Here is a 22,043-nt window from a genome sequence, read left to right on the forward strand (position 1 = left end):
GTCAGGAGGTCTCCACGACGAGGTCGGGCTGCTCGTCCCCCCCGGCCGGCCGGGAGGAGACGGCGCGGCGGAGGTCGTCCAGCCGCACCGTCACGCCACCGCGCCGGTAGGGGTTGTCGAGCGGGGTGGTCTGCAGGCGTCCCCCGCGGCCGGAGACCGCGGTGACGCCGTGCCCCGTGGGGCCGGGGCGTACGGCGACGTCGAGGACCTCGCCGTCGAGGGGGACGCGGGCGCGGAGCTCGCCGAGCGCCGGGTCGAGGACGGGGTCGAGCTCGACGAGCTCGCCGCGGCGGCGCACGCCGACGAGGCGCTCGACGACGAGCCGGAGGAAGAGCCCCGGCCCCGACGAGTACACGCGCCAGCCGCCCTCCAGCGGGACGCCGCCGGCCATCAGCTCGGGGTAGCGCTGCTGCGCGTCGTGCCGGTCGGCGAAGGCACCGTCGGAGGAGGAGGCGTAGCAGCTGGTCTGGCGGGGACGCGCGCTGGGCACGAGCTCGGTCGCTCCGCTCGGGGTGGCGAGGGCGAGGGCACGCACCAGCTGGGCCCCGCGGCCGACCCGGGCCAGGGCCTCGGCGTACCGGAGGTGCGCGTGGACGTACATCAGCCCGATCTCGCGCCCCCAGAACGTGCTCGCCTCGGCGCGCTGGAAGACACTCATGGGGCCGCCGGTGTAGGCCACCGGTCGGTCGAAGAGGCGGGCGCCGTCGGGGCCGAGGAGGTGCTCCTCGACGAGCGCGAGGTGCTGGCCCGCCTGCTCGGGGGTCAGCAGGTCGGCGCTCACGGCGTGGATCCACGGGAGGATGCCGAGGGTCAGGCCGGTCCGGGTGTCGCGCGGGTGCACGAGCGGCTCCGTGCTGCCGTCGTCGTGGTGCAGCAGGTAGCCGGGCATCACGTCGTCGACGATCAGCTCGCGGTGGATGGCGTCCTCGGTGGCGTCGGCCAGCCCGGCGGCCCGCTCGGCGAGGTCGTCGTCGGCGCCGACGGCCCGCAGGCCGTGGGCGAGCGTGCGCAGGGCCTGGGTCTGCAGGACCGCGGTCCACACCGACACGAGCCGGCGGGCGAGCTGCGGGTCGGCGGGCTGGAGGGAGTCGTTCCAGTCGCCGTGCCCGTACGCGGGGAGCGGGCTGCCCTCGACGGTGCACTCCTCGATGCGGTCGACCGCACGCGCCAGGTGGGCGAGCACCGGTGCGGGAGAAGTGAGCCCGGTGTCGTCGACGAACGGCAGCTCGACCGCGAGCAGGGCTGCGTCGCCGCTGGCGAGCAGGTGCTCCCCCGCTGCGAGCAGCGGCCAGAAGACCACGTCGCCGTGCGAGTCCTGCTGCCCGGCGGCGGGCAGCGGCTCGAGGAACTCGAAGGCCTGCGGCCAGTCGCCCCGCGCGTTCTGCCCGCGGAACACCCGAGCCAGGACCTCGCGCACCACGTCCTGGCGGTCGAGGGCGGTGAGCAGCCCGACCGGGCCCTGACACACGTCGCGGGTGCCCCACGCGCCGCCGCTGTACTGCTCGAGGCCGCGCGGGCTGAGGTAGTGCACGACGGCGTCGTGGGCGAACCAGGGCAGCGCGTCGTCGACGTGGCGCAGCGGGTCCTCGCCGCGGGTCGCGGGCGTCGAGACGCCCAGGGTGCGGGCGACGTCGTCCCAGAACGGGACCGGGGCCCCGTCCACGGAGTCGGGCTGCGGCGCCGGGCGGGAGAGCCGGACGCACCACGCCGGCGCCGGGGTCACCTCGAGGGTGGTCCACCAGCCGTCGCGCGCCACGTGGTCGTCGTGGAGCGGGGCGTCGTCGGCGGGCACGGCCTCCGCGCCGTCCCACGTGAGGAGCCACGGCTCGTCGGTCCCGAACACCAGGCCCGTGGAGCCCTGCGGCCGGGCGCCGACGCCGGTGGTCGCGAGGGCGAGGAGGAGTGGGGGCGCCGTCCCGGCCCGCGTCGTCACCGACACCTCGAGCTCGTGGCGGCCCTCCGGGGCGTGGGTGACGACCTCGAGCACGGTGTCGTCCAGGGCGTACCACCAGGTGCAGCGGTCGAGGCCGACCCGCCAGGCCGAGGGGGTGCCGAGCCGCTGCCAGCCGTGCTCGCCGCGGACGAGCAGCCGGGCACCGTGCGCCTCCAGCAGGCCGAGGTAGGACCGCCGGCCGGTGAGCAGGGCATCACGGCCGACGTGGCCGCGCGTCACCTGGGACAGGAACGTGCCGTCCATCCAGACCGTCGTCGTCAGCGACCGGTCGTCCGGGACGAGCGAGGAGCCGGTGCGCAGCAGGGTGCCGTGCGGTCGCAGGACGGCGAGGTCCTTGGTCGGCAGGACGACCTGGCCGTCGGGCGTCGACCACGCCCAGGGAGAGCCGTCGGGCGCGGTCTCGACCGAACCCTCGGGCGCGATGCCCAGGTCCCGGAGCTCGTCCGGGGTCAGGGGGCGGGCCCTCACCGCCGGACGGGTGAACGCCGTGCCGGCGACCGCCGCACCCCCGGGGTCGGACCGACCCGTCGGGGAGGCCGTCTCGCGCTCGGCGACCTCGAGCCACCGGGCATCGGCATCGGACGTCGCGTCCGGGTGGTCGGCCACCGCGACGCCCACGAAGCCGGTGCGGTGCACGCCCCCGGGCTCGAGCCGCACGGCCTCGTCCTCCAGCGCGACGAGGGTGTGCTCGTGCTGGTGGCGGCGCGCGGGCAGGGCGGTGCCGAGCCCGCTCCAGCGGGTTCCCGACGCCTCCCGCGTCGTCAGCTGGATCGCGTCGGTGGCCCAGCCGCCCCCGTGGCGCAGCGACCCCACGGCCAGCCACGGCACCGTCGGACCGGGCATGTTCTGGCGGACCGCGACCCCGGTGCCGTGAGTCCCGTCGAGCGGCGACACGTCCAGGTACTGGGCGACGTAGTACTCGTTGGTCCGCACGGCTCCGGGCGGCGCCAGGGCGGGGTCGTGGGTCAGGACGACGTCGACGTCGAGCGAGCGGCGGGTCGTGTTCTCGACCTCGACCTCCCAGCGCCAGGAGACGTGGTCCTCGGTGCCGCCGTCGCCCGCCCGCAGCGTGACCGACCAGTCCAGGCCGTCCCACGAGCCGCGCAGCCCGACCACGCCGTCACCACCGTGGACGACGCCGCCGGAGGCCGGCCCGAGGAGCGGGGTCCACCGGGCGACATCGCCGTCGCGGACGCGGAGGAAGAGCCCCGCCGGGCCGGGCTCGAGCTCGGTCGACGGGTAGAGGAGCAGGCTCAGGCCGAACGCCTCGAACCGCCGGAGCGACCCGTTCGTGGTCAGCTCGGCGACCAGCCCGCAGGGGCCGTCGAGGCCGTGGCGGGGGGCGGGCAGGTGGGCGGTCTGCTGCTCGTGCACCCCTCATGCCTACCAGTCGCGAGGGGGGCCCGGAACCCTCGCGCACCGTGAAAACAGATGAAAACAAGCGGGGTCCATGAAAGTAGTTACATGGTCAGAAACCGTTGACAGACAACGGTTACAGCGCCGTACGTTGCTGGGAGCCCACTCCACGGAAGGTCTGCAACGATGCTGACTCGTACCACGTCCCTGGCCGCCTCCGGCCTCGTCGCCGCGCTCGCCCTGACGGCCTGTGCCGGGAGCGCCGACAGCGGGTCGGGAGGTGCGGCCGGCAAGGGGATGATCGCCCAGCTGACCTTCCCCGCGGAGGTCACGGGTGCCGCCGGGGGGCTCGGCGACTTCAACCCCTACGCCACGCAGCCGCTCACCCGGTTCTGGGTCTACGAGCCGCTCATCATCAAGAACGGGCTGTCCTGCGAGGAGACCCCGTGGCTGGCGACCAAGGCCGAGTGGACCGACGAGAAGACGCTCGCCATCACCGTCCGTGACGGCGTGAAGTGGAGCGACGGCCAGCCGTTCACCGCGAAGGACGTGGCCTTCACCTTCAACCTCGGCAAGCAGTACCCGGGGCTGGACAAGGCCGGCGTCTGGAACGACACCTTCGGCTCGCCCGCGCAGTCGGTCACCGCCGAGGGCAACGTCGTCACGATGTCGTTCTCCGGCAACGCCGCCGCGAAGTACGACGAGATCATCAAGCAGCCGATGCTGCCCGAGCACGTCTACTCGAAGGTCGGCGACCCGACGAAGTACGTCGACAAGAAGCCGGTCGGCACCGGTCCCTACCAGCTCGAGAGCTACAACGGCCGACGCCTGGTGCTCGAGCGGCGCGCGGACTACTGGCAGGCCGACAAGGTCAAGGTCCAGCGCATCGTCCAGGAGGGTCAGTACGACGCCTCGCAGGCCGCGCTCAAGCTGCGCTCCGGGCAGCTCGACGCCTACTGGGGTGAGATCCCCAACCCCGAGAAGACGTTCGTCTCGGCCGACCCGAAGGTCAACCACTTCTACTTCGCCCCGAACGGCATGACCGTCCTCACCGGCAACCTGCGGCAGAAGCCGTTCGACGACCCGAAGTTCCGCGAGGCCGTGTCCTACGCGATGGACAAGGAGGCGATGTCGACCAAGGCCACCTACGGGATCATGAAGCCCGCCAGCCAGACCGGTCTCAAGCTGCCCTCGATGCAGAAGCTGCTGCCGGACTCGTTCGCCAACGGCGACACCGTGATCCCCTACGACACGGCCAAGGCGAACCAGATGCTCGACGCCGCGGGCTACCGCAAGGGCGCGGATGGCAAGCGCACCAACCCCGACGGCTCGCCCCTCGCGGTGAACTTCTCGGTGCAGGCGGGCTTCATCGACTACCAGGCGATCGCCGACGTCATCGCCAAGGGACTGAACGAGGTCGGCGTGCAGACCAAGGTCACAGCCTCGGCTCCCGACTCGGTCGACCAGCAGAAGAAGACCGGCGAGTACACCGCGATGCTCGAGTACCTCCACGGCGGGTGCGAGCTGGCCCGGAACATCGGGGCCAAGCTCTCCTCGAAGCAGTTCCCCACCGAGAAGGAGGTCCGGAGCAACGTGGGCCGGTTCTCCGACCCGCAGGTGGACGCCACGGTCGCCGCGCTGGAGAAGGCGACCGACCAGGCGCAGCAGAAGGCCGAGGTCGGCAAGCTCGTCGACGTGATGATGACGCAGTTCCCCGTCACGCCGCTGATCTACGCCCCGACCCGCATCCTCTACCGCACGGACAAGGCCGTCGGCTGGCCGAGCGAGGAGCAGCCCTACGCCAACCCCTCCGACGACCGCCTGCTCGTGCTGACGCGGCTGGCGCCGGCGAAGTGAGCGCCGGCCCCGCGGCCGGAGGTGCGTCGTGAGGTACTTCGCCCGCAAGGTCGCGTTCTTCCTCGGCACGCTCTGGGCGGTCGTCACGCTGAACTTCCTCATCCCGCGGCTCCAGCCGGGCGACCCGGCGGAGATCATGGTCAAGCGCCTCGCGGGCAAGGACAGCCAGCTCGACCCCGCGCAGGTGCAGGCGATGCGGGCGATGCTCGGCACGCCCGACGGGTCGCTGTGGCAGCAGTACACCGACTACCTCGGTGAGCTCGTGCACGGGAACTTCGGTCTCTCGTACACCTACTTCCCCTACCCGGTGACCGAGGTCATCGGCCAGGCGATCTGGTGGACGGTCGTCCTCGTCGTCGTCACGCAGGTGCTGTCCTTCGGCATCGGCACGGTCTTCGGGGCCTACGCGGCGTGGCGGCGCAACACCCGCTTCGACTCGGTCGTCACGCTCGGGTCGACCTTCCTCGGCACGCTGCAGCCGTTCTGGATCGCGCTGCTGCTCATCTACTTCTTCGGCTACACGCTGGGCTGGTTCCCGACGTCGGGCGGCTACGAGGCCGCGACGCCCGGCTTCAACGGACCCTTCATCCAGGAGGCGGTGAGCCACTCGTTCCTGCCGGCGCTCGCGCTGCTCGTCGTCACGCCGATCGGCTGGGTGCTGGGCATGCGCAACACGATGATCATGAACCTCGGTGAGGACTACATCCGCCTCGCCCGCGCCAAGGGGCTGCCCGACCGGCGCATCGCCCTGGGGTACGCGGCGCGGAACGCGTTGCTGCCCAGCGTGACCGGCTTCGCGCTGGCCCTCGGCGGTGTCCTGGGCGGGGCGATCCTCGTCGAGACGGCGTTCGACTACCCGGGCCTCGGCCGGCTGATGGGCGAGGCCGTCGACAACAAGGACTACCCGCTGCTCCAGACGCTGATGCTGCTGACGACGGCCGGGGTGCTCCTCGCGAACCTCGTCGCCGACCTGATGTACGGCGTGCTGGACCCGCGCGCGAGGAGGGCGCAGTCATGACGACCACCCCCGTCACCGACCCGCAGGGGGTCGGCGAGCCGACCCTCGCCCCCGAGGAGACCGTCGAGGTCCGCCGGCCCGACCCCTGGTACCGGGTGGTCTGGAGCTCCGGCAAGGCGCGAGTCGGCCTCGTCATCGTCGCGCTCTACGTGCTGGTGGCCGTCCTCGCCCCGCTCATCGCGCCGCACGACCCGACGAACTCGGACTTCGTGCCGCTCGCCGGGCCCAGCGCCGAGAACTGGCTGGGGACGACCACGAACGGCCAGGACATCGCCTCGCAGCTGATCTACGGCTCGCGGATCTCGTTGCTGGTGGGCCTCTTCGGTGGTCTGCTCGCGACGGTCATCGCCCTCGTCATCGGGATGATCTCCGGCTACGCCGAGGGCACGATCGTGGACGACGCCCTGAGCTTCGTCACCAACGTCGCGCTCGTCATCCCCGTGCTGCCGCTCATCATCACGCTCGTCGCGTACTCGGACACCCGCGGGGTCCCGCTCATCGTCGCGGTCATCGCGATCACGTCGTGGGCCGGTGCGGCGCGGGCCAAGCGGGCGCAGATCATCACGCTGCGCAACCGCGACTTCGTGACCGCCTCGAAGTTCGCCGGCGACGGCACGTGGCGCATCGTCTTCCGCGAGATCATGCCGAACATGACCTCGCTGGTCGCCGCCGGCTTCGTCGGCGCGGCGACCGGGGCGATCGGCGCGGAGGCGGGCCTGGCCGTGCTCGGCCTCGGCGACTCCGGTTCGGTCTCCTGGGGCACGATGCTCTACCAGGCCAACGCCCAGGGCGCGATCGCCCAGGGCCTGTGGATCTGGGTCTTCGTGCCCGGCCTCGTCCTCGGCGTCCTCATCACGGCGATGACCTTCGTCAACTTCGGCGTGGACCTGCTGAGCAACCCCCACCTGCGGGAGGACTGACGATGACCACCGCCACCACCCCGGACGCCCTGCTCGAGGTCGACGGCCTCTCGGTGCGCTACGAGCCGAAGCGCAACCCGGCGCTGACGGCCGTGTCCGACGTCTCGTTCTCGATCCGGCCCGGCGAGTTCGTCGGCCTCATCGGCGAGTCCGGATCCGGCAAGACGACGCTCGGGACCGCGCTGCTGCGCCTGCTCGACCGGCCGGCCCGCATCAGCGCGGGCTCGATCCGGTTGGACGGCACCGACATCACCACCCTCCCCGAGGACGAGCTGCGGCCGATGCGCTGGCGCGACGTCTCGACCGTCTTCCAGAGCAGCATGAACGCGCTCAACCCCGTGACCCGCGTCGAGGACCAGTTCCGCGACGTCATCGAGGAACACTCGGACCTGCGCGGCGACGCCGTGTCGGAGCGCGTCCGCGAGCTCTTCGACATGGTGATGATCGACCACCGCTTCATCCGTGCGTACCCGCACGAGCTGTCCGGAGGGATGAAGCAGCGCGTCAACCTGGCGCTGGCGCTGGCGCTCGAGCCCAAGGTCGTCCTGCTCGACGAGCCGACCACCGGCCTCGACGTCGTCGTGCAGCACTCGATCCTCGAGAACATCCGCCGGCTCCAGGCCGAGAAGGGCTTCGCGGTCCTCTTCATCAGCCACGACATCGGCACGGTGCTCGACCTCTCCGACCGCATCCTCGTGATGTACGCCGGCCGCATCGTCGAGGAGAACGACGCCGCGTCGCTGCTGCGTGACCCGATGCACCCGTACACGAAGGGGCTGCTCGGCTCGTACAGCGACCCGCGCGCGGAGACGGTCCGCATCACCTACGTCCCGGGGCGGCTGCCCGACCTCACCAAGGACCTGACGGGGTGCCCGTTCGTCGCGCGTTGCCCGGAGCGGATCAGTCTGTGCGAGAGCGTGACCCCGGACTTCGCGCCACTGGGTGAGGGTGAGGTCGCCTGCCACGTCGCCCGGGTCCAGCGCGGCGGCGAGGTGGAGGGGCTCGTCGCCGGCTCCGTCGGGGAGCCCACGCGACGCTTCGCCGGCCCGGAGTTCGTCAAGACCGCCGCCGAGTCCACCGAGGCGCTGACCCGGACGCCGCTGCTCACCGTCGACTCCGTCGGGAAGACCTACGAGCGTCGCCGGGGCCTGAGGGTCGAGCGCACCGTCGCCGTCGAGGACGTCTCGTTCGCCCTGCGGCGCGGTGAGGTCACCGCCCTCGTCGGCCAGAGCGGCAGCGGGAAGACGACGCTGGCCCGGCTCATCACCGGTGTCGACAAGCCGACGAGCGGGCGCATCGTCTTCCACGGCCCGGACGGCGACCAGGAGGTGGCGGGCTTCCGCGGGCGGGCGCTGCGCGGGTACCGCAAGCACGTCCAGATGGTCTTCCAGGACCCGTACTCCTCGCTCAACCCCGCGAAGCGCATCGGGCAGGCCCTCGAGCGGCCGCTCGTGAACCACCACGGGATGAAGGGGCAGGCGTTGCGCGACCGGGTGCGTGAGCTGCTCGAGACGGTCGCCCTCACCCCGACCGAGCGCTTCGTCGACCGCTACCCCCACGAGCTCTCCGGTGGACAGCGCCAGCGCGTGGTCATCGCCCGGGCCCTCGCCGCCGACCCCGAGATCGTCATCGCCGACGAGCCGATCTCCAGCCTCGACGTGTCCATCCGCGCGGAGATCCTCGAGCTGCTCGGGTCGCTCGTGCGCGAGCACGACATGGGCATCCTCTACATCACCCACGACCTGCTCAGCGCGCGGATGCTCTCCGACGAGGTGCTCGTCCTCAACGACGGCGCCGTGGTCGAGCGGGGCCCGACGCTCGAGGTGATCCGCTCGCCGCGCGACGAGTACACGCGCCGCCTCCTGGACGCCGTCCCCAACCCGTTCGGGTGAGCCTGCTCGCCCCGGTGGCACCCGTCGGCCCCTCCGCTTCCGTTCGGCCCCTCCTCCCGGCAGGGTGGTCCCCGGCGGAAGGAGGACCCGAGGTGCCGCAGGACGACGACCGTCCGGTGACGATCTACACCGTGGCGGCGCACGCCGGGGTGTCCATCGCGACCGTCTCCCGGGTGCTGCAGGGCAGCACACCGGCCTCGCCGATGACCCGGCGCAAGGTGCTGCGGGCCGTCGAGGAGCTCGACTACGTGCCGCTGCGCTCCTCGCGCCCGGTCGAGGTGCCGCGTCACCAGACCCACGGCCTGGTGCTGCCGGGTCTCGTCGGGCCGTACTACTCCGAGCTGCTCAGCGGGTTCGAGGCGACCGCGGCGCAGTACGGGCAGTCCGTCGTCGTCCAGCTCGCCGGCGGGCCGGTGCCGCTCGAGGAGTCGCTGCGCGGGCTGCTCCAGCGGATCGACGGCGTCGTGATCGCCAACGACACCGTCGACGACGCGGTCGTGCGCACCATCTCGCGCACCACGCCGACCGTGCTCCTGGCGCGTACGCCCGTCGAGGGGTGCGACGCCGTCCTCGCCGAGAACGAGCGCAGCGCGGCGGAGCTGACGAGCCACCTCGTCGAGCACGGGCGCCGGCACCTGGTGTTCGTCGGGGACGCGGCGGACTCCCACGACGTCGGCCAGCGCTACGACGGGTTCGTCGCGGCGCTGCGGCGCCGGCGCCTCCTCGAGGCCGCACCACCCATCCGGGTCCGGCTGGAGGAGGACTCGGCCCCCGAGGTCGTCGACACCGTCCTGTCCTCCACCGAGCCGGTCGACGCCCTGCTGTGCGCCAACGACGAGCTCGCCGTGTCGGTGATGGCGCTGCTGGCGCGCCGCGGGGTGCGCGTCCCGGAGGACCTCGCGGTCACCGGGTTCGACGACATCATGACCTCGCGGTACGTGCAGCCCGGCCTGACGACGGCCCAGCAGCCGACCCGGGCCATCGGCCGGTGGGCCGCGATCCGGCTGCACGAGCGCATCGAGGGGCGCACCGAGGACGTCGAGCCGCTCGTCATCCCGACCCGCATCGTGCTGCGCGGGTCCTGCGGATGCCCGTGGGACGGGCCCTCGCTCGCCCAGCCGCCTCGGGCCGCCGATGCCTGACGCCGACCTGCCGGCCCGCTGGGCGCGCGACACCTGGCGCTGCCTCGACGCCGCGACCGACGAGCGCACCGGCCTGCCCGCCGACTGGCTGGCCGCCGACCTCGACCCCGCGACGCGCTCCGGCTACACGTCACCGACGAACATCGGCGGCCTGCTGTGGAGCACGGTCGCCGCGCGCGACCTGGGACTGGTGACGGGCGAGGAGTGCCGGAACCGCTGCACGGCAACCCTGTCCACGCTGGAGCGTCTCGAGCGGCACGAGCCGAGCGGGATGCTCGCCAACTGGTACTCCGAGGCCACCGGCGAGCTCCTGCTCGAGATGCCGGACGGCGGCCCGGTGCTGCCGTTCATGTCGAGTGTCGACAACGGCTGGCTGGCCGCCGGCCTCCTCGTCGTCGAGGGGGCGGTGCCGGAGCTCGCGGCCGATGCCCGCCGGCTGCGCGTGCGGATGGACTTCGGCGCCTTCCACGACGCGGCGGCCGGGCCCGCCGGGCCGGGAGGGCGGCTGCGCGGTGGCTTCTGGCCGGAGGACCCGGGGCATCCGACCGTGCTCGCCTCGTACTCGTCCGGTCCGCCGGTGCACCACACGGTCCACCACTACGACCTGCTGAACTCCGAGCCGCGCATCGCCTCCTACGTCGGCATCGTCGCGGGCCAGGTGCCGCCCGAGCACTACGCGGCGCTGTCCGCACCGCTCCTGTCGTACGGCGGGAACGACGTCGTGCCGACCTTCGGCGGCTCGATGTTCGAGGCGCTGATGCCCGACCTCCTCGTGCCGGAGGAGGAGTGGTCGCCCGACCTCTGGAGGCGCAACCATCCGGCCACCGTTGCGGCGCACCGCCGGTGGGCGGCCGACCACGGGTGGGAGGCGTGGGGGTGGTCCCCGGCGGCGAAGCCCGGTGAGGGGTACTTGGAGTGGGGGGTCGACCCCGTCGCCTGGCTCGAGCGCGGCTACCCGAGCACGCTCGACGGCGACCCCGTCGTCACGCCGCACGCGGCGGCGATGGCCCTCCTGCACGACCCCGACGCCGCGACCGCCTGCCTCGCCCGGCTCGAGGAGCTCGGCTGCTACGGCCCGGGGGGTTTCGTCGACGTCGTCGCGCTCTCGTCGCGGCGGACGGCCGGCCGGTACCTCGTCCTCGACCAGTCGATGGTGCTGGCCTCCCTCGCCCACGCGCTCGGTCATCCGCTGCGCCGGTGGTTCGTCACGCCGGAGGTGGAGGCCGTCCTGCGCCCGGTGCTCGCCGCCCGCGGCTGGCCCGACGAGTCGGAGCGGATGCCGGGCCGGTCGGCCTGACCCGCTCGTGCGAGCCGCCGCCGGCGGTGGCGTTCGGTAGCGTCGGGGTCATGCCCGAGCTGCCCGAGGTGCAGGCGCTGGCCGACTTCCTGGCCCAGCGCACCGACGGGCTCGTCGTCACCGGCGTCGAGCTCGGGTCCTTCGCGGTCCTCAAGACCTTCACGCCGCCACCCGACGCGCTGGTCGGCGCGCCCGTCGACGGCGTGCACCGGCACGGCAAGTTCCTCGACCTCGACTGCGGCGGAACCCATCTGGTCTTCCACCTTGCACGGGCCGGGTGGCTGCGCTGGTCCGACGCGATGCCCGCCACCGTGCTGAGGCCCGGGAAGTCGCCCATCGCGCTCCGGGTCCGCTTCGACGACGGCTCGGGCTTCGACCTCACCGAGGCCGGCACGAAGAAGGGGCTGGCGGCTTACGTCGTCAACCGGGTGGCCGACGTCCCGCGCATCGCCTCGCTCGGCCCCGACCCGCTCGCCGACGCGTTCACCGAGGAGGTCTTCGCCGGCATCCTCGCGAGCCACCGCATGCAGGTGAAGGGGCTGCTGCGCGACCAGTCGATCATCGCCGGGGTGGGGAACGCCTACTCCGACGAGATCCTCCACGTCGCCAAGCTCTCGCCGTTCGCGCTCGCCGCGAAGCTCGAGCCCGAGCAGGTGACCCGCCTCTACACGGCGCTGCGCGAGACCCTCGCCCACGCCGTGGCCACCGCGTCGGGCAAGCCGGCCAAGGAGCTCAAGGACGCCAAGCGCGCCGGGATGCGGGTCCACGGCCGCACCGGCGAGACGTGCCCCGAGTGCGGCGACGTCGTGCGCGAGGTCTCCTTCGCCGACTCCTCGCTCCAGTACTGCGCCACCTGCCAGACGGGCGGCAAGCCGCTCGCCGACCGGCGCACGAGCAAGTTCCTCAAGTAGGCCGATCCCCGGGAGTCGAGGGCGGAGGTGGTCGCCCCGGCGACCACGTCCGCCCTCGACACGGGAGAGAGGCCACGGGTTTGCCATGCTGGGGCCATGAGCGAGTTCCCCGACGTGCCCGTGACCGCCCTGCCCGACGACGCCGTCGTGCTCGACATCCGTGAGCAGGACGAGTGGGACCGCGGCCACGCGCCCTCGGCCGTCCACATCCCGATGAGCGAGCTGCCCCAGCGACTCGACGAGCTCGCCCCCTTCCTCGACCGCGACGAGCCGCTCGTCGTCACCTGCCGCTCCGGCGGGCGGGTGCAGCGGGTCATGCCGTGGCTGGCCCAGCAGGGCTACGAGGTCGCCAACCTCGAGGGCGGGATGCGCGCCTGGCACGCCGCCGGCCGCCCGATGGAGACCGCCGACGGCAGCGAGGCCCAGGTCCCCTGACCGCCCGCGACGGGGTGGGGCTCAGGACGCGAGCTTGAGCCCGATGACGCAGCCGACGATGCCGAGCACCAACGAGACCCGCAGCAGGGAGACCGGCTCCTCGCCCGTGGCCATCGCGATGCCGACGGTGAGCACCGCCCCGATGCCGACCCATACGGCATAGGCGGTGCCGACGGGCAGCTCGCGCATCGCCCAGCCCAGTCCGCCCATGCTCGCCACGAGGGCGAGCAGGAAGACGACGGTGGGCCCCGGGCGGCTCAGGCCCTCCGAGCGGCCGAGGGCGGTGGCCCAGACGGACTCCAGGACCCCGGACAGGACGAGGACGATCCACGACATGACGTGCTCCAGCGGGCCGTCTTGTCGCGTCGCCGGGTACGGCACCCATCGTCCGGGAGCCCGGGTGACGGGCTCTGCTCCGAGGGTCGCACGCCCGGCGCGCCGGGGCAAACCCGCCTCGATGTCCTCGTCTCGGGGCGTCTAGGTGGCGGGCTAGACGACCCGAGACGAGGTGATCAACGCCGCGGTCAGGCGCGGAAGCCCTCGAAGACGCGGTACATGAAGTCGGTCCCGCGCTCGAGGGCAGCCGTGTAGATGCGCTCGTCGTTGCCGTGCATCCCGACGAGCTGGTCGTTGTCGATGACGTACGGGTACACGCCGTACCCCGGGATGCCGCGCTCGCGCCACGGCCCGAGGCTGGTGCCGGCCTCGAACAGCGCGGGCGAGAACACGGCCTTCGGGTACGTCCGCCGGGCCGCACGCTCGATGGCGTCGTAGAGCGGGGTGTCGAGGGAGGCCGGCTCGGTCGCCCACGTCTCGTCGAGCTGGTCGAGGTAGTCCGCCTCGCTGACGCCCTCGGGCGCACCGAGCTTCACCTCGATGTCCCTGCCGCGCAGCGTCCTCCGCAGGCGGGCGACGAAGTCACGAGGCTTCTCGCCCCCCGGGATGCCGCGGCAGTTGACCCGCACGTGGGCCTCCGACGGGATGACGTTCTCCTTGTATCCGGCGTCCTCGATGACGAAGGCCGTGGTCGTGCGCAGCAGCGCCGAGTGCAGGTACGGGTAGTCGGAGTACTTGACGACGAGGGCGGCCGCCCGCTCCCGGACCGTCGTGCTGCGGGTGGTGAGGAGGAGCTTCAGCGCACTCGCCAGCCGGCGGTCGTCGGTGGCCCGGGCCAGGGCCCAGAAGTAGGCCCGCGTCACCTCGGTGAGGCGGACCGGTGCGAGGTCGTCGCCGATGTCGGCCACGGCGCGCGAGAGCGAGACGATCGCCGAGTCGGGGATGGGCTTCGACGAGTGCGTGGCCGTGCCGGAGGCGTAGAGGTCGAGGTTGAAGTACACCTTGTCCTGGCGCGTCACCGTGACGAGCATCGGTGTCGTGCCGTCGGCCTGGGCGAGGAACCAGCCGCCCTCCGTGAGCACCATCCCGGCGTCGAGCTTGTCCCAGTGCTGCTCGGCGAGCCATCCGGAGCCGTAGCTGCCGGCCTCCTCGTCGCAGTCGGTGAGCACGATGATGTCGCGCTCGAAGCGGTGGCCCTCCTTGACGTGCCGGAGCAGCCCGGCGATCGAGGCCGCGTTGGCCCCCTTCATGTCGAGCGCGCCGCGCCCGTAGATCTCGCCGCCCTTCACGACCGCCGCGAACGGGTCGACCGACCAGTTCTCGCGCTCGACCGGCACGACGTCGGAGTGGCCGAGGAGCAGGAGCGGGCGGGCCGAGCTCGTGCCCTTGATCCGGGCGAGGAGATGGACGTTGTCCGGCTGGGGCGTCGGGATGATCTCGGAGCGCACTCCGGCGGCGTCCCAGACGCCCTTGAGCCACTCGGCGTGGGCGCGGGTCTTCCCGCCCTCGCCGAAGTTCTGGGTGTCGAAGGAGATCATCCGGCGGAGGAGGGCGAGCGGGGTCGGTGCCGCGGTCGCCGCCGGCACGGTCGCCGGGCGGGCGAGCGCCCCGCTGCCGGAGACGAGCCCGGTCGTGGCGAGGGTGGCGGCGCCCCCGGCGCCGGCGAGCAGGGTGCGGCGGCCGAGCAGCCGTCGGGTGGGGCGCGGGCCGGTCGGTCCGGTGGGTACGTGGTCGGTCATCGTCGTGGTCCTCACGTCGTCGTGGTGGTCCCGGGGCCGCACAGACCATTCCCGCGGGCCTCCGGCGACCCACGGGTAACCCCGCTGACGTCGGCGAACGGTCGCCATGATGGTGCGAGCGGTCGCCCGGCCCGTGGTCCGCGCTGACATGACGGCGGGTTTGTCCGGCCGCGACACGATGGCCCTGTCTGGCGACGTATCGGATCTGCGCTAGAGAACCGCATACGCTGCGATCGTGGACCCCATCCGGAACCCTTACGCCCCCGGCGCCGGGCAGCGCCCGCCCGAGCTGGCCGGCCGCGACGAGCAGCTCGACGCCTTCGACGTCGTCCTCGAGCGCGTCGCCCGGGGTCGTCCCGAACGCTCGATCGTGCTCACCGGGCTGCGCGGCGTCGGCAAGACCGTCCTGCTCAATGCGCTGCGCTCGGCGGCGGTGCGCGCCGGGTGGGGCACCGGCAAGCTCGAGGCGCGTCCGGACCAGTCGCTGCGCCGGCCGCTGTCCTCGGCGGTGCACCAGGCGGTGCGCGAGCTCGGGCCGGCCGGGGGCAGCGGCGACCACGCGCTCGGGGTCGTCCGCTCCTTCGCCCAGCGCGAGCCCGCCGGGTCCGCGTCGGGGCGCGGCGCCCCGAAGCTGCGCGATCGGTGGAACCCGGGGATCTCCGTGCCCGCCGTCAGCGGTCGCGCGGACAGCGGCGACATCGAGATCGACCTCGTCGAGCTGCTCTCCGACCTCGGGGGGATGGCCGCCGACACCGGGCGCGGCATCGCGGTGTTCATCGACGAGATGCAGGACCTCGGGCCCGAGGACGTCTCGGCCCTTTGCGCCGCCGCCCACGAGATCAGCCAGACCGGCCTGCCGCTCATCGTCGTCGGCGCCGGCCTGCCGCACCTGCCGGCGGTGCTCTCTGCGTCGAAGTCGTACTCGGAGAGACTGTTCCGCTACTCGCGCATCGATCGGCTCGACCGGGCGGCGGCTGATGCGGCCCTCGTGCGCCCGGCTGAGGAGGAGGGAGCCGAGTACGAGCCGGCTGCCCTCGAGACGATGTACGCCGCCACCGGTGGGTACCCGTACTTCATCCAGGCGTACGGGAAGGCGGTGTGGGACAGGGCGCCCGGATCGCCGATCACCGCGGCCGACGTCGAGGTGGCGGCGCCGGAAGCCGACTCCGAGCTCGCCGTCGGCTTCTTCGGCTCGCGGTTCGAGCGGGCCACGCCCGGCGAACGGGAGTACCTGCGGGCGATGGCCGAGGTGGCCGCCGCGGCCGAGGGCGGAGAGGTGGAGTCCGTGGCGACCGCGGAGGTCGCCGCCCACCTGGGGCGCAAGCCGCAGTCGCTGTCGCCGGCGCGGGACGCCCTGCTCAAGAAGGGCCTCATCTACTCGGGCGAGCGGGGGCTCATCGCCTTCACCGTTCCGCACTTCGGCCGGTACCTTCGCGACCACACCTGACGGCCCGGAGGCGCCACGCGAGCCCCGACGGTGGACGCGAGCCGCCGAGAAGGGCTCGGGCTCGGGGAAGCGGCTCGCGTGCCGGTGCGATGCCCAACCCGGCCCGTGCCATGGGCTGCGGACCCACGCAGCGCCGCTCGTCCTGGGGCCTGCCGCCACCCCGGCCGCCTCACCGTGGTGGCAGCGTGACCGCGGTCCGGCGTCGACGGAGCCGCCGGGAAACGGAGGCGAAGACGATGACGTCCACCCGATCCACCACCGCCGCAGCGGCACTCGCGTCGACGCGCGCGGCCCGCGTGCTCGTCGCGACCCTGGCCCTGGCCCTCGTAGGGGCGGTCTCGCTCGTGGCCGGCTCGCCGCCCGCCCGCGCCGCGACCCTCCAGCAGGTCACCGGGTTCGGCAGCAACCCCGGTGCGCTCGCCATGTACTCGTACCGCCCGGACGGGTTGCCCTCCGGTGCACCGCTGGTCGTCGAGCTGCACGGCTGTACCCAGAACGCCTCGACGTACTTCGCGAGCTCGGGCTGGCGGGAGATGGCCGACCGGTACGGCTTCGCGCTCGTCCTCGCGCAGCAGAGCAGCAGTAACAACTCGAGCTCCTGCTTCAACTGGTTCCAGTCCGCCGACACGGCGCGCGGCCAGGGCGAGGCGCTCAGCATCAAGCAGATGACCGACTACGCCGTGTCGACGTACGGGCTGGACTCATCACGTGTCTACGTGACCGGCCTCTCGGCCGGGGCGGCCATGACGTCGGTGATGCTCGCCACCTACCCCGACACCTACGCGGGTGGGTCGATCAACGCCGGTCTGCCGTACCGGTGCGCGACGAGCACCCTCGATGCCTTCTCCTGCATGAACCCCGGTGTCGACAAGAGCCCGTCCGCGTGGGGCGACCTCGTGCGCGCCGCCGACCCCGGCTACACGGGACCGCGTCCGCTCGTCTCGGTCTGGCACGGCACGTCCGACACCACCGTCGCGCCGGCCAACGCCACCGAGCTGCGTGACCAGTTCACCGACGTCGCGGGCGTCTCCCAGAGCCCGACGAGCACCGGCACGGTGGCGAGCGGGGTGACCTTCGAGGACTACGCGGGCAGGGTACGGGTCCAGCGCGTCCAGGGGATGGGCCACGGCACCGCCGTCGACCCCGGCACCGGGACGACGCAGTGCGGGACGGCCGGCGCGTACTTCATCGACACCTCGGTGTGCGCCGCGTACCAGGACGTCCTGTTCTTCGGCCTCGACGACGGAACCGGCTCGACCCCGACGCCCAGCGGCACCCCGACCACGACCCCCACGCCCACACCCACCCCCACGGCGACCGCGAGCCCGACGTGCGTCACGGCGTCGAACTACGCCCACGTGAGCGCCGGCCGGGCCCACTCGTCGGGAGGGTACGCGTACGCCAACGGGTCGAACCAGAACCTGGGCCTCTACAACACCTTCTACAGCTCCACGCTCAGGGAGACCTCGGCCGGGTACTGGGAGAAGTGCTGAGCCACACCGGGACCGCGGCGGCGGGGTAGAACAGGGAGATGCGCCTCCCCACCCCGCCGCCGCCCGGCGACGACGCATCCGTCGCGTGGGTGACGGAGCACCTGGGCCACCTCGTGCGCGAGGGTGCCCACGATGCCCGACGCGGCGGGCACGTCGGTGGCCAGACCGCCGCCGACACGGCCCTGGCGCTGCTCGACGTCGCCGGGTACGCGTCGCGGCGCAGCACGGTGCTCCCGGTCGAGCGTCGCGGGGCCAGCCGGATGTCGCCCTACCTCCGGTACAGCCTCGTGACCCTGCGCGACGCGTGGGACGCGGTCGCGGACGCGCCGGCCCGCGACCGCGTGAAGTACCGCGACGAGCTGCTCTGGCAGGAGTACGCCCGCCACCTCTACGCCCGGGTGGGCCCGGCCCTGGGCCGCCCGCTGCGCCGGGACCAGCCCCGCACCGCCGATCGATGGCCCACTCCGTGGCCGGACGAGATGGCCTGCATAGCCGCGACGACGACCGAGCTCGTCGACGACGGGTGGATCGTCAACCAGACGCGGATGTGGCTGGCCTCCCAGTGGGCCGTGCGCGCCGGGGCCGACTGGCGGGTCGACGAGGACGTCTTCTTCGCCCACCTGCTCGACGGCTCGCGCGCCGCGAACCGGCTCGGGTGGCAGTGGACGGTCGGGACGGGCTCGGGGCGGCCGTACGGCTTCAGCCGCTGGCAGGTCGAGAAGCGGGCACCATCCCTCTGCCGGGGGTGTGCCCTCGCGTCGGCCTGCCCCGTGCAGGGCTGGCCCGACGAGGGGGTCGGCGGTCCGGTCGACGGCCCACCGCTCGGGCGGGCGCCGGTCCCCGCGGGACCGCTGGAGGTGGAGGGCGGCGGCGCCGAGGAGGTGTGGCTCACCGCCGAGTCGCTGGGTGATGCCGACCCTGCGCTGGCGTCCGACCCCTCCCGCCCGGCCGTCTTCGTGCTCGACGAACCCCTGCTCGCGCGACTGCGCCTCTCCGGCAAGCGGCTGGTCTTCCTCGCCGAGACGCTCGGCGACCTCGCGACCCGCCGCTCGGTGGAGGTGCGGCTCGGGCCGGTCGCCGACGAGCTCGCCGGGCGCAGCCTCGCGGTGACGCACGCGCCGGTGCCCGGGTTCGTCCGGCGCCGGGACGCGATCCGGCCGGTCGAGATCCACCCCTACCCCTGGCTCGTGCCCCCGCGCGACACCTCCGTCCAGTCGTTCACGGCGTGGCGGCGCGGGGTGGGTGCCCCGCGGTCCTGACCTGCCGGGCCCGGCCCCGCCTGGTGGCACAGCGCGTCCCCCAGGTCCTCGCGGGACAGGGGCGAATCGCTCCGACGGTGGAGGCAGTTCGGGGGACACCGGTCGTGGTGACTACGATCCCGGTCGTGATGACCACGATCCCGGTCCTCGTGACAGGGATCTTGGTCGTGGTGACCACGATCCCGGTCGTGGTGACCAGGATCCCGGTCGTCGTGACGGGAATCCCGGTCGTTGCGACCACTTCTCGGGAGCGCACCACGTGCGGGAGGCGCGGACCGGACGCTCAGGCCGGACCCGGCCGCCAGTCCTCCGGCGGGTCCTCGCCGGTTCGCCCGTCGACCGCCTCACGGAGCAGGTCCGCGTGCCCGGTGTGCCGGCCGTACTCCTCGAGCAGGTCGTGGAGCAGCCGCCGGACGCTCGCGTGCGCACCCTCCGGCGTCGACACATGCGCCTCGCCGGCGAGGCCCCGCTCCTCGACCGCCTGCCGCACCAGCGCCCGGTTCCGTTCCACCGCAGCGTCGTACAGCGCGTAGAGCTGCTCGGGCGGGTCGTCCGCGGCCGAGGTGAACTCCCAGTCGTCGGCGTCGTCCCAGCCGTTGTCGTCCCAGACGGCCGGCATCGGTGTGCCCGACAGCTTCTGGGTCGAGTAGAAGTCCTCCACGACGGCGAGGTGCTTGAGCAGGCCGCCGAGCGTCAGGGACGACGACGGGATGCCCGCCGCCAGCCCCTCCGCGTCCAGCCCGTCGGCCTTCCAGCGGAAGGTGGCGCGCAGCCGGTCGAGCGAGCCGAGCAGGTTCTCGGCCTCGGTGCCGGCGAGCGGCGGCTCCCACGGTGGCGGGACGAAGCCCTCGCCCGCGCTCATCCGACCCGCCCGAGGAGCTCGAGCGAGCGGTCGATGACGAGCCGGGTCGCCTCGACGTCGGACGACGGCAGCGAGGAGTCGGTGAACAGGTGGACGGCACCCGGATACACGAACAGCTCGGCGCCCTCCCGGCCCTCGACGAACCCCTGCGCCGCCTCGAGGTCCCCCTCCTCGCCGAAGAACGGGTCGTGGTCCATGCCGTGCACCTGCACCGGAAGGCCGTCGGGCCAGGCGCCGAACTCCTCCGGCGGCACGAACGCCTCGTAGAGCAGTGCTCCCCGCACCCCGGGCCGGTTCTGCGCGAGCTGCTGGGCGGCCATCACGCCGAGCGAGATCCCCCCGACGACGATCCCGTCCGGCAGCCCGTCGGCCGCCGCCACCCCCCGCGCGCGGACCTCGTCGAAGCCCAGCTCGCGGCACCACGCGGCGCCGTCGTCGATGGAGGCGAAGGTCCGGCCCTCGAAGAGGTCGGGGGTGTGCACGGTGTGGCCACCGGCCCGGAGCGCGTCGGCGAACGCGACGACCCCGGGGGTCAGGCCCTGGATGTGGTGCAGCAGCAGCATCTCGGTCATGGGACCCCACCGTAGGGATGGTTGCGGACGGAACGCGTCCGGATGACGATGGCCGGGTGCGCCCCGACACCAGCCCTGCCGCCCGGGCCCTGATCACGATGGAGGCGATCCAGGACGAGCCGGGCATCACCGCCGACCGGCTCGCCGAGCGTCTCGGGGTCACCGCGCGGGCGGTGCGCCGGTACGTGGGCATCTTGCGCGACGCCGAGATCCCCGTCGAGTCGGTGCGCGGGCCGGCCGGCGGCTACCGGCTCGGTCGCGGCACCCGGCTCCCCCCGCTCGTGTTCAGCAGCGCCGAGGCGCTCGGGCTGGTCATGGCGGTGCTCGACGGCCACCACGCCGCCGCGGACCCGACCGACCCCGTGGGCGTCGCGGTGGCCAAGCTGCTGCGCGCGATGCCCCAGCACGTCGCCGAGCAGGCCGACGTCGTGCGGCGGATGGCCGAGGCCGCTCCCGACCGCGGCGCCGCCCGACCCGACCCCGCGACCACGGTGGCCCTGGTCCGGGCCCGCAGCGAACAGCGCTGCGTCACGGTGCACTACCGCTCGGAGAACGGCCGCGAGTTCACGACCGACGTGGAGCCCTGGGCCGTCGTCGTGCGCCACGGCCGCTGGTACCTCCTGTGCCGCTCGACCCGCTCGGGGTCCGTGCGCACCTACCGGGTCGACCGCGTCCACCGGGTCGAGCTGCTGGACACCGCGTTCCGCCTTCCGGACGACCTCGACCCCGTCGCCTCCCTCGAGGAGCACCTCGCCGCCGGCTGGGAGCATCCCACCGAGGTCCTGCTCGACGCCCCGCTCGAGCGGGTGGCCTGGCTGCCCCGCACCCTGGGGCGGCTCGAGGCCGTCGACGCCTCCACCACCCGGCTCGTGGGCACGACAAGCAACCTGCGCGGCTACGCGAGTGATCTGGCCCAGGTGCCGGTGCCGTTCACGGTGGTCGGCGGTCCGGAGCTGCGGGAGGCCGTGGCCGCGCTCGCCGGGCGGCTGACCGACGCCAGCACCTTTGTCCCCGAGGCGCACTCGTGATCCTGCCCGCGGTGCGCGACCCCCGGATGGTCACCGTCCGGCGCGGCGGGAGCCTCACCGACGCCGACCACCACCTCCTCGCCCTGTGGGCGGCCGAGTGCGCCGACCACGTGCTCTGGCTCTTCGAGACCGCGGTCCCGGAGGACCCGCGACCTCGCGACGCCCTCGCCGCGGTCCGCGGCTGGGTGGCCGCAGAGGTCCCGATGATGCGCTCGCGAGCCGCCGGCGGGCACGCGATGGGCGCCGCCCGACCACTCACGGGTGCACCGCGGTTCGCCGCGTACGCCGTCGGCCAGGCGGCCTGCGTGCCCCACGTGGCAGAGCACGACCTGGGCGCGGCCGCCTACGCGATCAAGGCGGTGGTGGCAGCGGCCGCGCCGACAGAGGCCGAGCGGGCCCGCGTCGAGGAGTGCGCGTGGCAGCGCGACCGGCTACCGGATGCGGTCCGCGAGCTCGTCCTGGAGGACCAGCGCCGCCGCAACGCCCTCTGCTGGTCGGTCTTCACCCCCTGACCGCTCGCTCGCG

General features: G+C 73.3%; 18 protein-coding genes and 1 riboswitch. Of the genes, 13 read left to right on the forward strand and 5 right to left on the reverse strand.

Translation table 11 applies throughout. The features are described from left to right. Position 1: 1 nt before the first annotated feature. On the reverse strand, positions 2 to 3,328 hold the full coding sequence (locus tag ACQZ2A_RS15785; protein WP_430213032.1) for a cellobiose phosphorylase: 3,327 nt from the start codon (positions 3,326 to 3,328) through the stop codon (positions 2 to 4). 168 nt (positions 3,329 to 3,496) lie between these two features. Between ACQZ2A_RS15785 and ACQZ2A_RS15790 the strand changes: the two genes are divergently transcribed. The 8 genes from ACQZ2A_RS15790 (at position 3,497) to ACQZ2A_RS15825 (ending at position 12,782) form a co-directional block, all read left to right on the forward strand. Further along, positions 3,497 to 5,167, forward strand: coding sequence for an ABC transporter substrate-binding protein (locus ACQZ2A_RS15790; RefSeq protein ID WP_430213035.1), 1,671 nt, complete (start codon positions 3,497 to 3,499; stop codon positions 5,165 to 5,167). A 28-nt stretch (positions 5,168 to 5,195) separates the two neighbouring features. After that, a complete protein-coding gene (locus tag ACQZ2A_RS15795) occupies positions 5,196 to 6,185 on the forward strand; it encodes an ABC transporter permease (RefSeq protein ID WP_430213038.1) in 990 nt (329 codons plus the stop codon). After that, positions 6,182 to 7,105, forward strand: coding sequence for an ABC transporter permease (locus tag ACQZ2A_RS15800; protein WP_430213040.1), 924 nt, complete (start codon positions 6,182 to 6,184; stop codon positions 7,103 to 7,105). Before ACQZ2A_RS15795 ends, ACQZ2A_RS15800 begins: the two co-directional genes overlap by 4 nt. A gap of 2 nt (positions 7,106 to 7,107) precedes the next feature. After that, complete coding sequence (locus ACQZ2A_RS15805) at positions 7,108 to 8,997, forward strand: ABC transporter ATP-binding protein (protein ID WP_430213043.1); 1,890 nt, start codon at positions 7,108 to 7,110, stop codon at positions 8,995 to 8,997. 92 nt (positions 8,998 to 9,089) lie between these two features. Next, positions 9,090 to 10,139 carry a LacI family DNA-binding transcriptional regulator gene (locus tag ACQZ2A_RS15810; protein ID WP_430213045.1) on the forward strand — a complete coding sequence of 350 codons (1,050 nt, stop codon included), beginning with the start codon at positions 9,090 to 9,092 and terminating at the stop codon, positions 10,137 to 10,139. After that, complete coding sequence (locus tag ACQZ2A_RS15815) at positions 10,132 to 11,436, forward strand: glucoamylase family protein (protein WP_430213048.1); 1,305 nt, start codon at positions 10,132 to 10,134, stop codon at positions 11,434 to 11,436. Before ACQZ2A_RS15810 ends, ACQZ2A_RS15815 begins: the two co-directional genes overlap by 8 nt. 50 nt (positions 11,437 to 11,486) lie before the next feature. Then, positions 11,487 to 12,347 (forward strand): Fpg/Nei family DNA glycosylase, encoded by an 861-nt coding sequence (locus ACQZ2A_RS15820; RefSeq protein ID WP_430213050.1) that lies wholly within the window; start codon positions 11,487 to 11,489, stop codon positions 12,345 to 12,347. Positions 12,348 to 12,443: 96 nt separating this feature from the next. Next, positions 12,444 to 12,782 carry a rhodanese-like domain-containing protein gene (locus ACQZ2A_RS15825; RefSeq protein WP_430213052.1) on the forward strand — a complete coding sequence of 113 codons (339 nt, stop codon included), beginning with the start codon at positions 12,444 to 12,446 and terminating at the stop codon, positions 12,780 to 12,782. Between the two features lie 21 nt (positions 12,783 to 12,803). On the opposite strand, the gene ACQZ2A_RS15830 is transcribed toward ACQZ2A_RS15825, so the two are convergent. Both ACQZ2A_RS15830 and ACQZ2A_RS15835 read right to left on the reverse strand, forming a co-directional pair. Further along, a complete protein-coding gene (locus tag ACQZ2A_RS15830; protein WP_430213054.1) occupies positions 12,804 to 13,118 on the reverse strand; it encodes a DMT family transporter in 315 nt (104 codons plus the stop codon). A 10-nt stretch (positions 13,119 to 13,128) separates the two neighbouring features. Beyond that, positions 13,129 to 13,196: riboswitch (guanidine-III (ykkC-III) riboswitch) on the reverse strand. Between the two features lie 110 nt (positions 13,197 to 13,306). Further along, entirely contained in the window at positions 13,307 to 14,857 is a 1,551-nt protein-coding gene (locus ACQZ2A_RS15835; RefSeq protein ID WP_430213056.1) for a M20/M25/M40 family metallo-hydrolase, read from the reverse strand. Positions 14,858 to 15,092: 235 nt separating this feature from the next. On the opposite strand from ACQZ2A_RS15835, the gene ACQZ2A_RS15840 reads away from it, so the two are divergent. The 3 genes from ACQZ2A_RS15840 (at position 15,093) to ACQZ2A_RS15850 (ending at position 19,056) form a co-directional block, all read left to right on the forward strand. Further along, on the forward strand, positions 15,093 to 16,304 hold the full coding sequence (locus ACQZ2A_RS15840; protein WP_430213059.1) for an ATP-binding protein: 1,212 nt from the start codon (positions 15,093 to 15,095) through the stop codon (positions 16,302 to 16,304). A gap of 236 nt (positions 16,305 to 16,540) precedes the next feature. After that, positions 16,541 to 17,797 carry an extracellular catalytic domain type 1 short-chain-length polyhydroxyalkanoate depolymerase gene (locus ACQZ2A_RS15845; protein WP_430213062.1) on the forward strand — a complete coding sequence of 419 codons (1,257 nt, stop codon included), beginning with the start codon at positions 16,541 to 16,543 and terminating at the stop codon, positions 17,795 to 17,797. Positions 17,798 to 17,835: 38 nt separating this feature from the next. Next, positions 17,836 to 19,056, forward strand: coding sequence for an FAD-binding domain-containing protein (locus ACQZ2A_RS15850; protein ID WP_430213065.1), 1,221 nt, complete (start codon positions 17,836 to 17,838; stop codon positions 19,054 to 19,056). Between the two features lie 283 nt (positions 19,057 to 19,339). On the opposite strand, the gene ACQZ2A_RS15855 is transcribed toward ACQZ2A_RS15850, so the two are convergent. Further along, a complete protein-coding gene (locus tag ACQZ2A_RS15855; RefSeq protein WP_430213067.1) occupies positions 19,340 to 19,918 on the reverse strand; it encodes a DUF664 domain-containing protein in 579 nt (192 codons plus the stop codon). Further along, complete coding sequence (locus ACQZ2A_RS15860; protein ID WP_430213069.1) at positions 19,915 to 20,490, reverse strand: dienelactone hydrolase family protein; 576 nt, start codon at positions 20,488 to 20,490, stop codon at positions 19,915 to 19,917. Before ACQZ2A_RS15860 ends, ACQZ2A_RS15855 begins: the two co-directional genes overlap by 4 nt. A 56-nt stretch (positions 20,491 to 20,546) precedes the next feature. On the opposite strand from ACQZ2A_RS15860, the gene ACQZ2A_RS15865 reads away from it, so the two are divergent. Then, positions 20,547 to 21,518: a helix-turn-helix transcriptional regulator gene (locus tag ACQZ2A_RS15865; protein WP_430213071.1), complete on the forward strand. Its 972-nt coding sequence runs from the start codon at positions 20,547 to 20,549 to the stop codon at positions 21,516 to 21,518. Then, positions 21,515 to 22,030: a putative immunity protein gene (locus ACQZ2A_RS15870; RefSeq protein WP_430213073.1), complete on the forward strand. Its 516-nt coding sequence runs from the start codon at positions 21,515 to 21,517 to the stop codon at positions 22,028 to 22,030. Before ACQZ2A_RS15865 ends, ACQZ2A_RS15870 begins: the two co-directional genes overlap by 4 nt. Positions 22,031 to 22,043 lie beyond the last annotated feature (13 nt).

It is taken from the genome of Phycicoccus avicenniae, assembly GCF_050496545.1.
GTDB lineage: Bacteria > Actinomycetota > Actinomycetes > Actinomycetales > Dermatophilaceae > Phycicoccus > Phycicoccus avicenniae_A.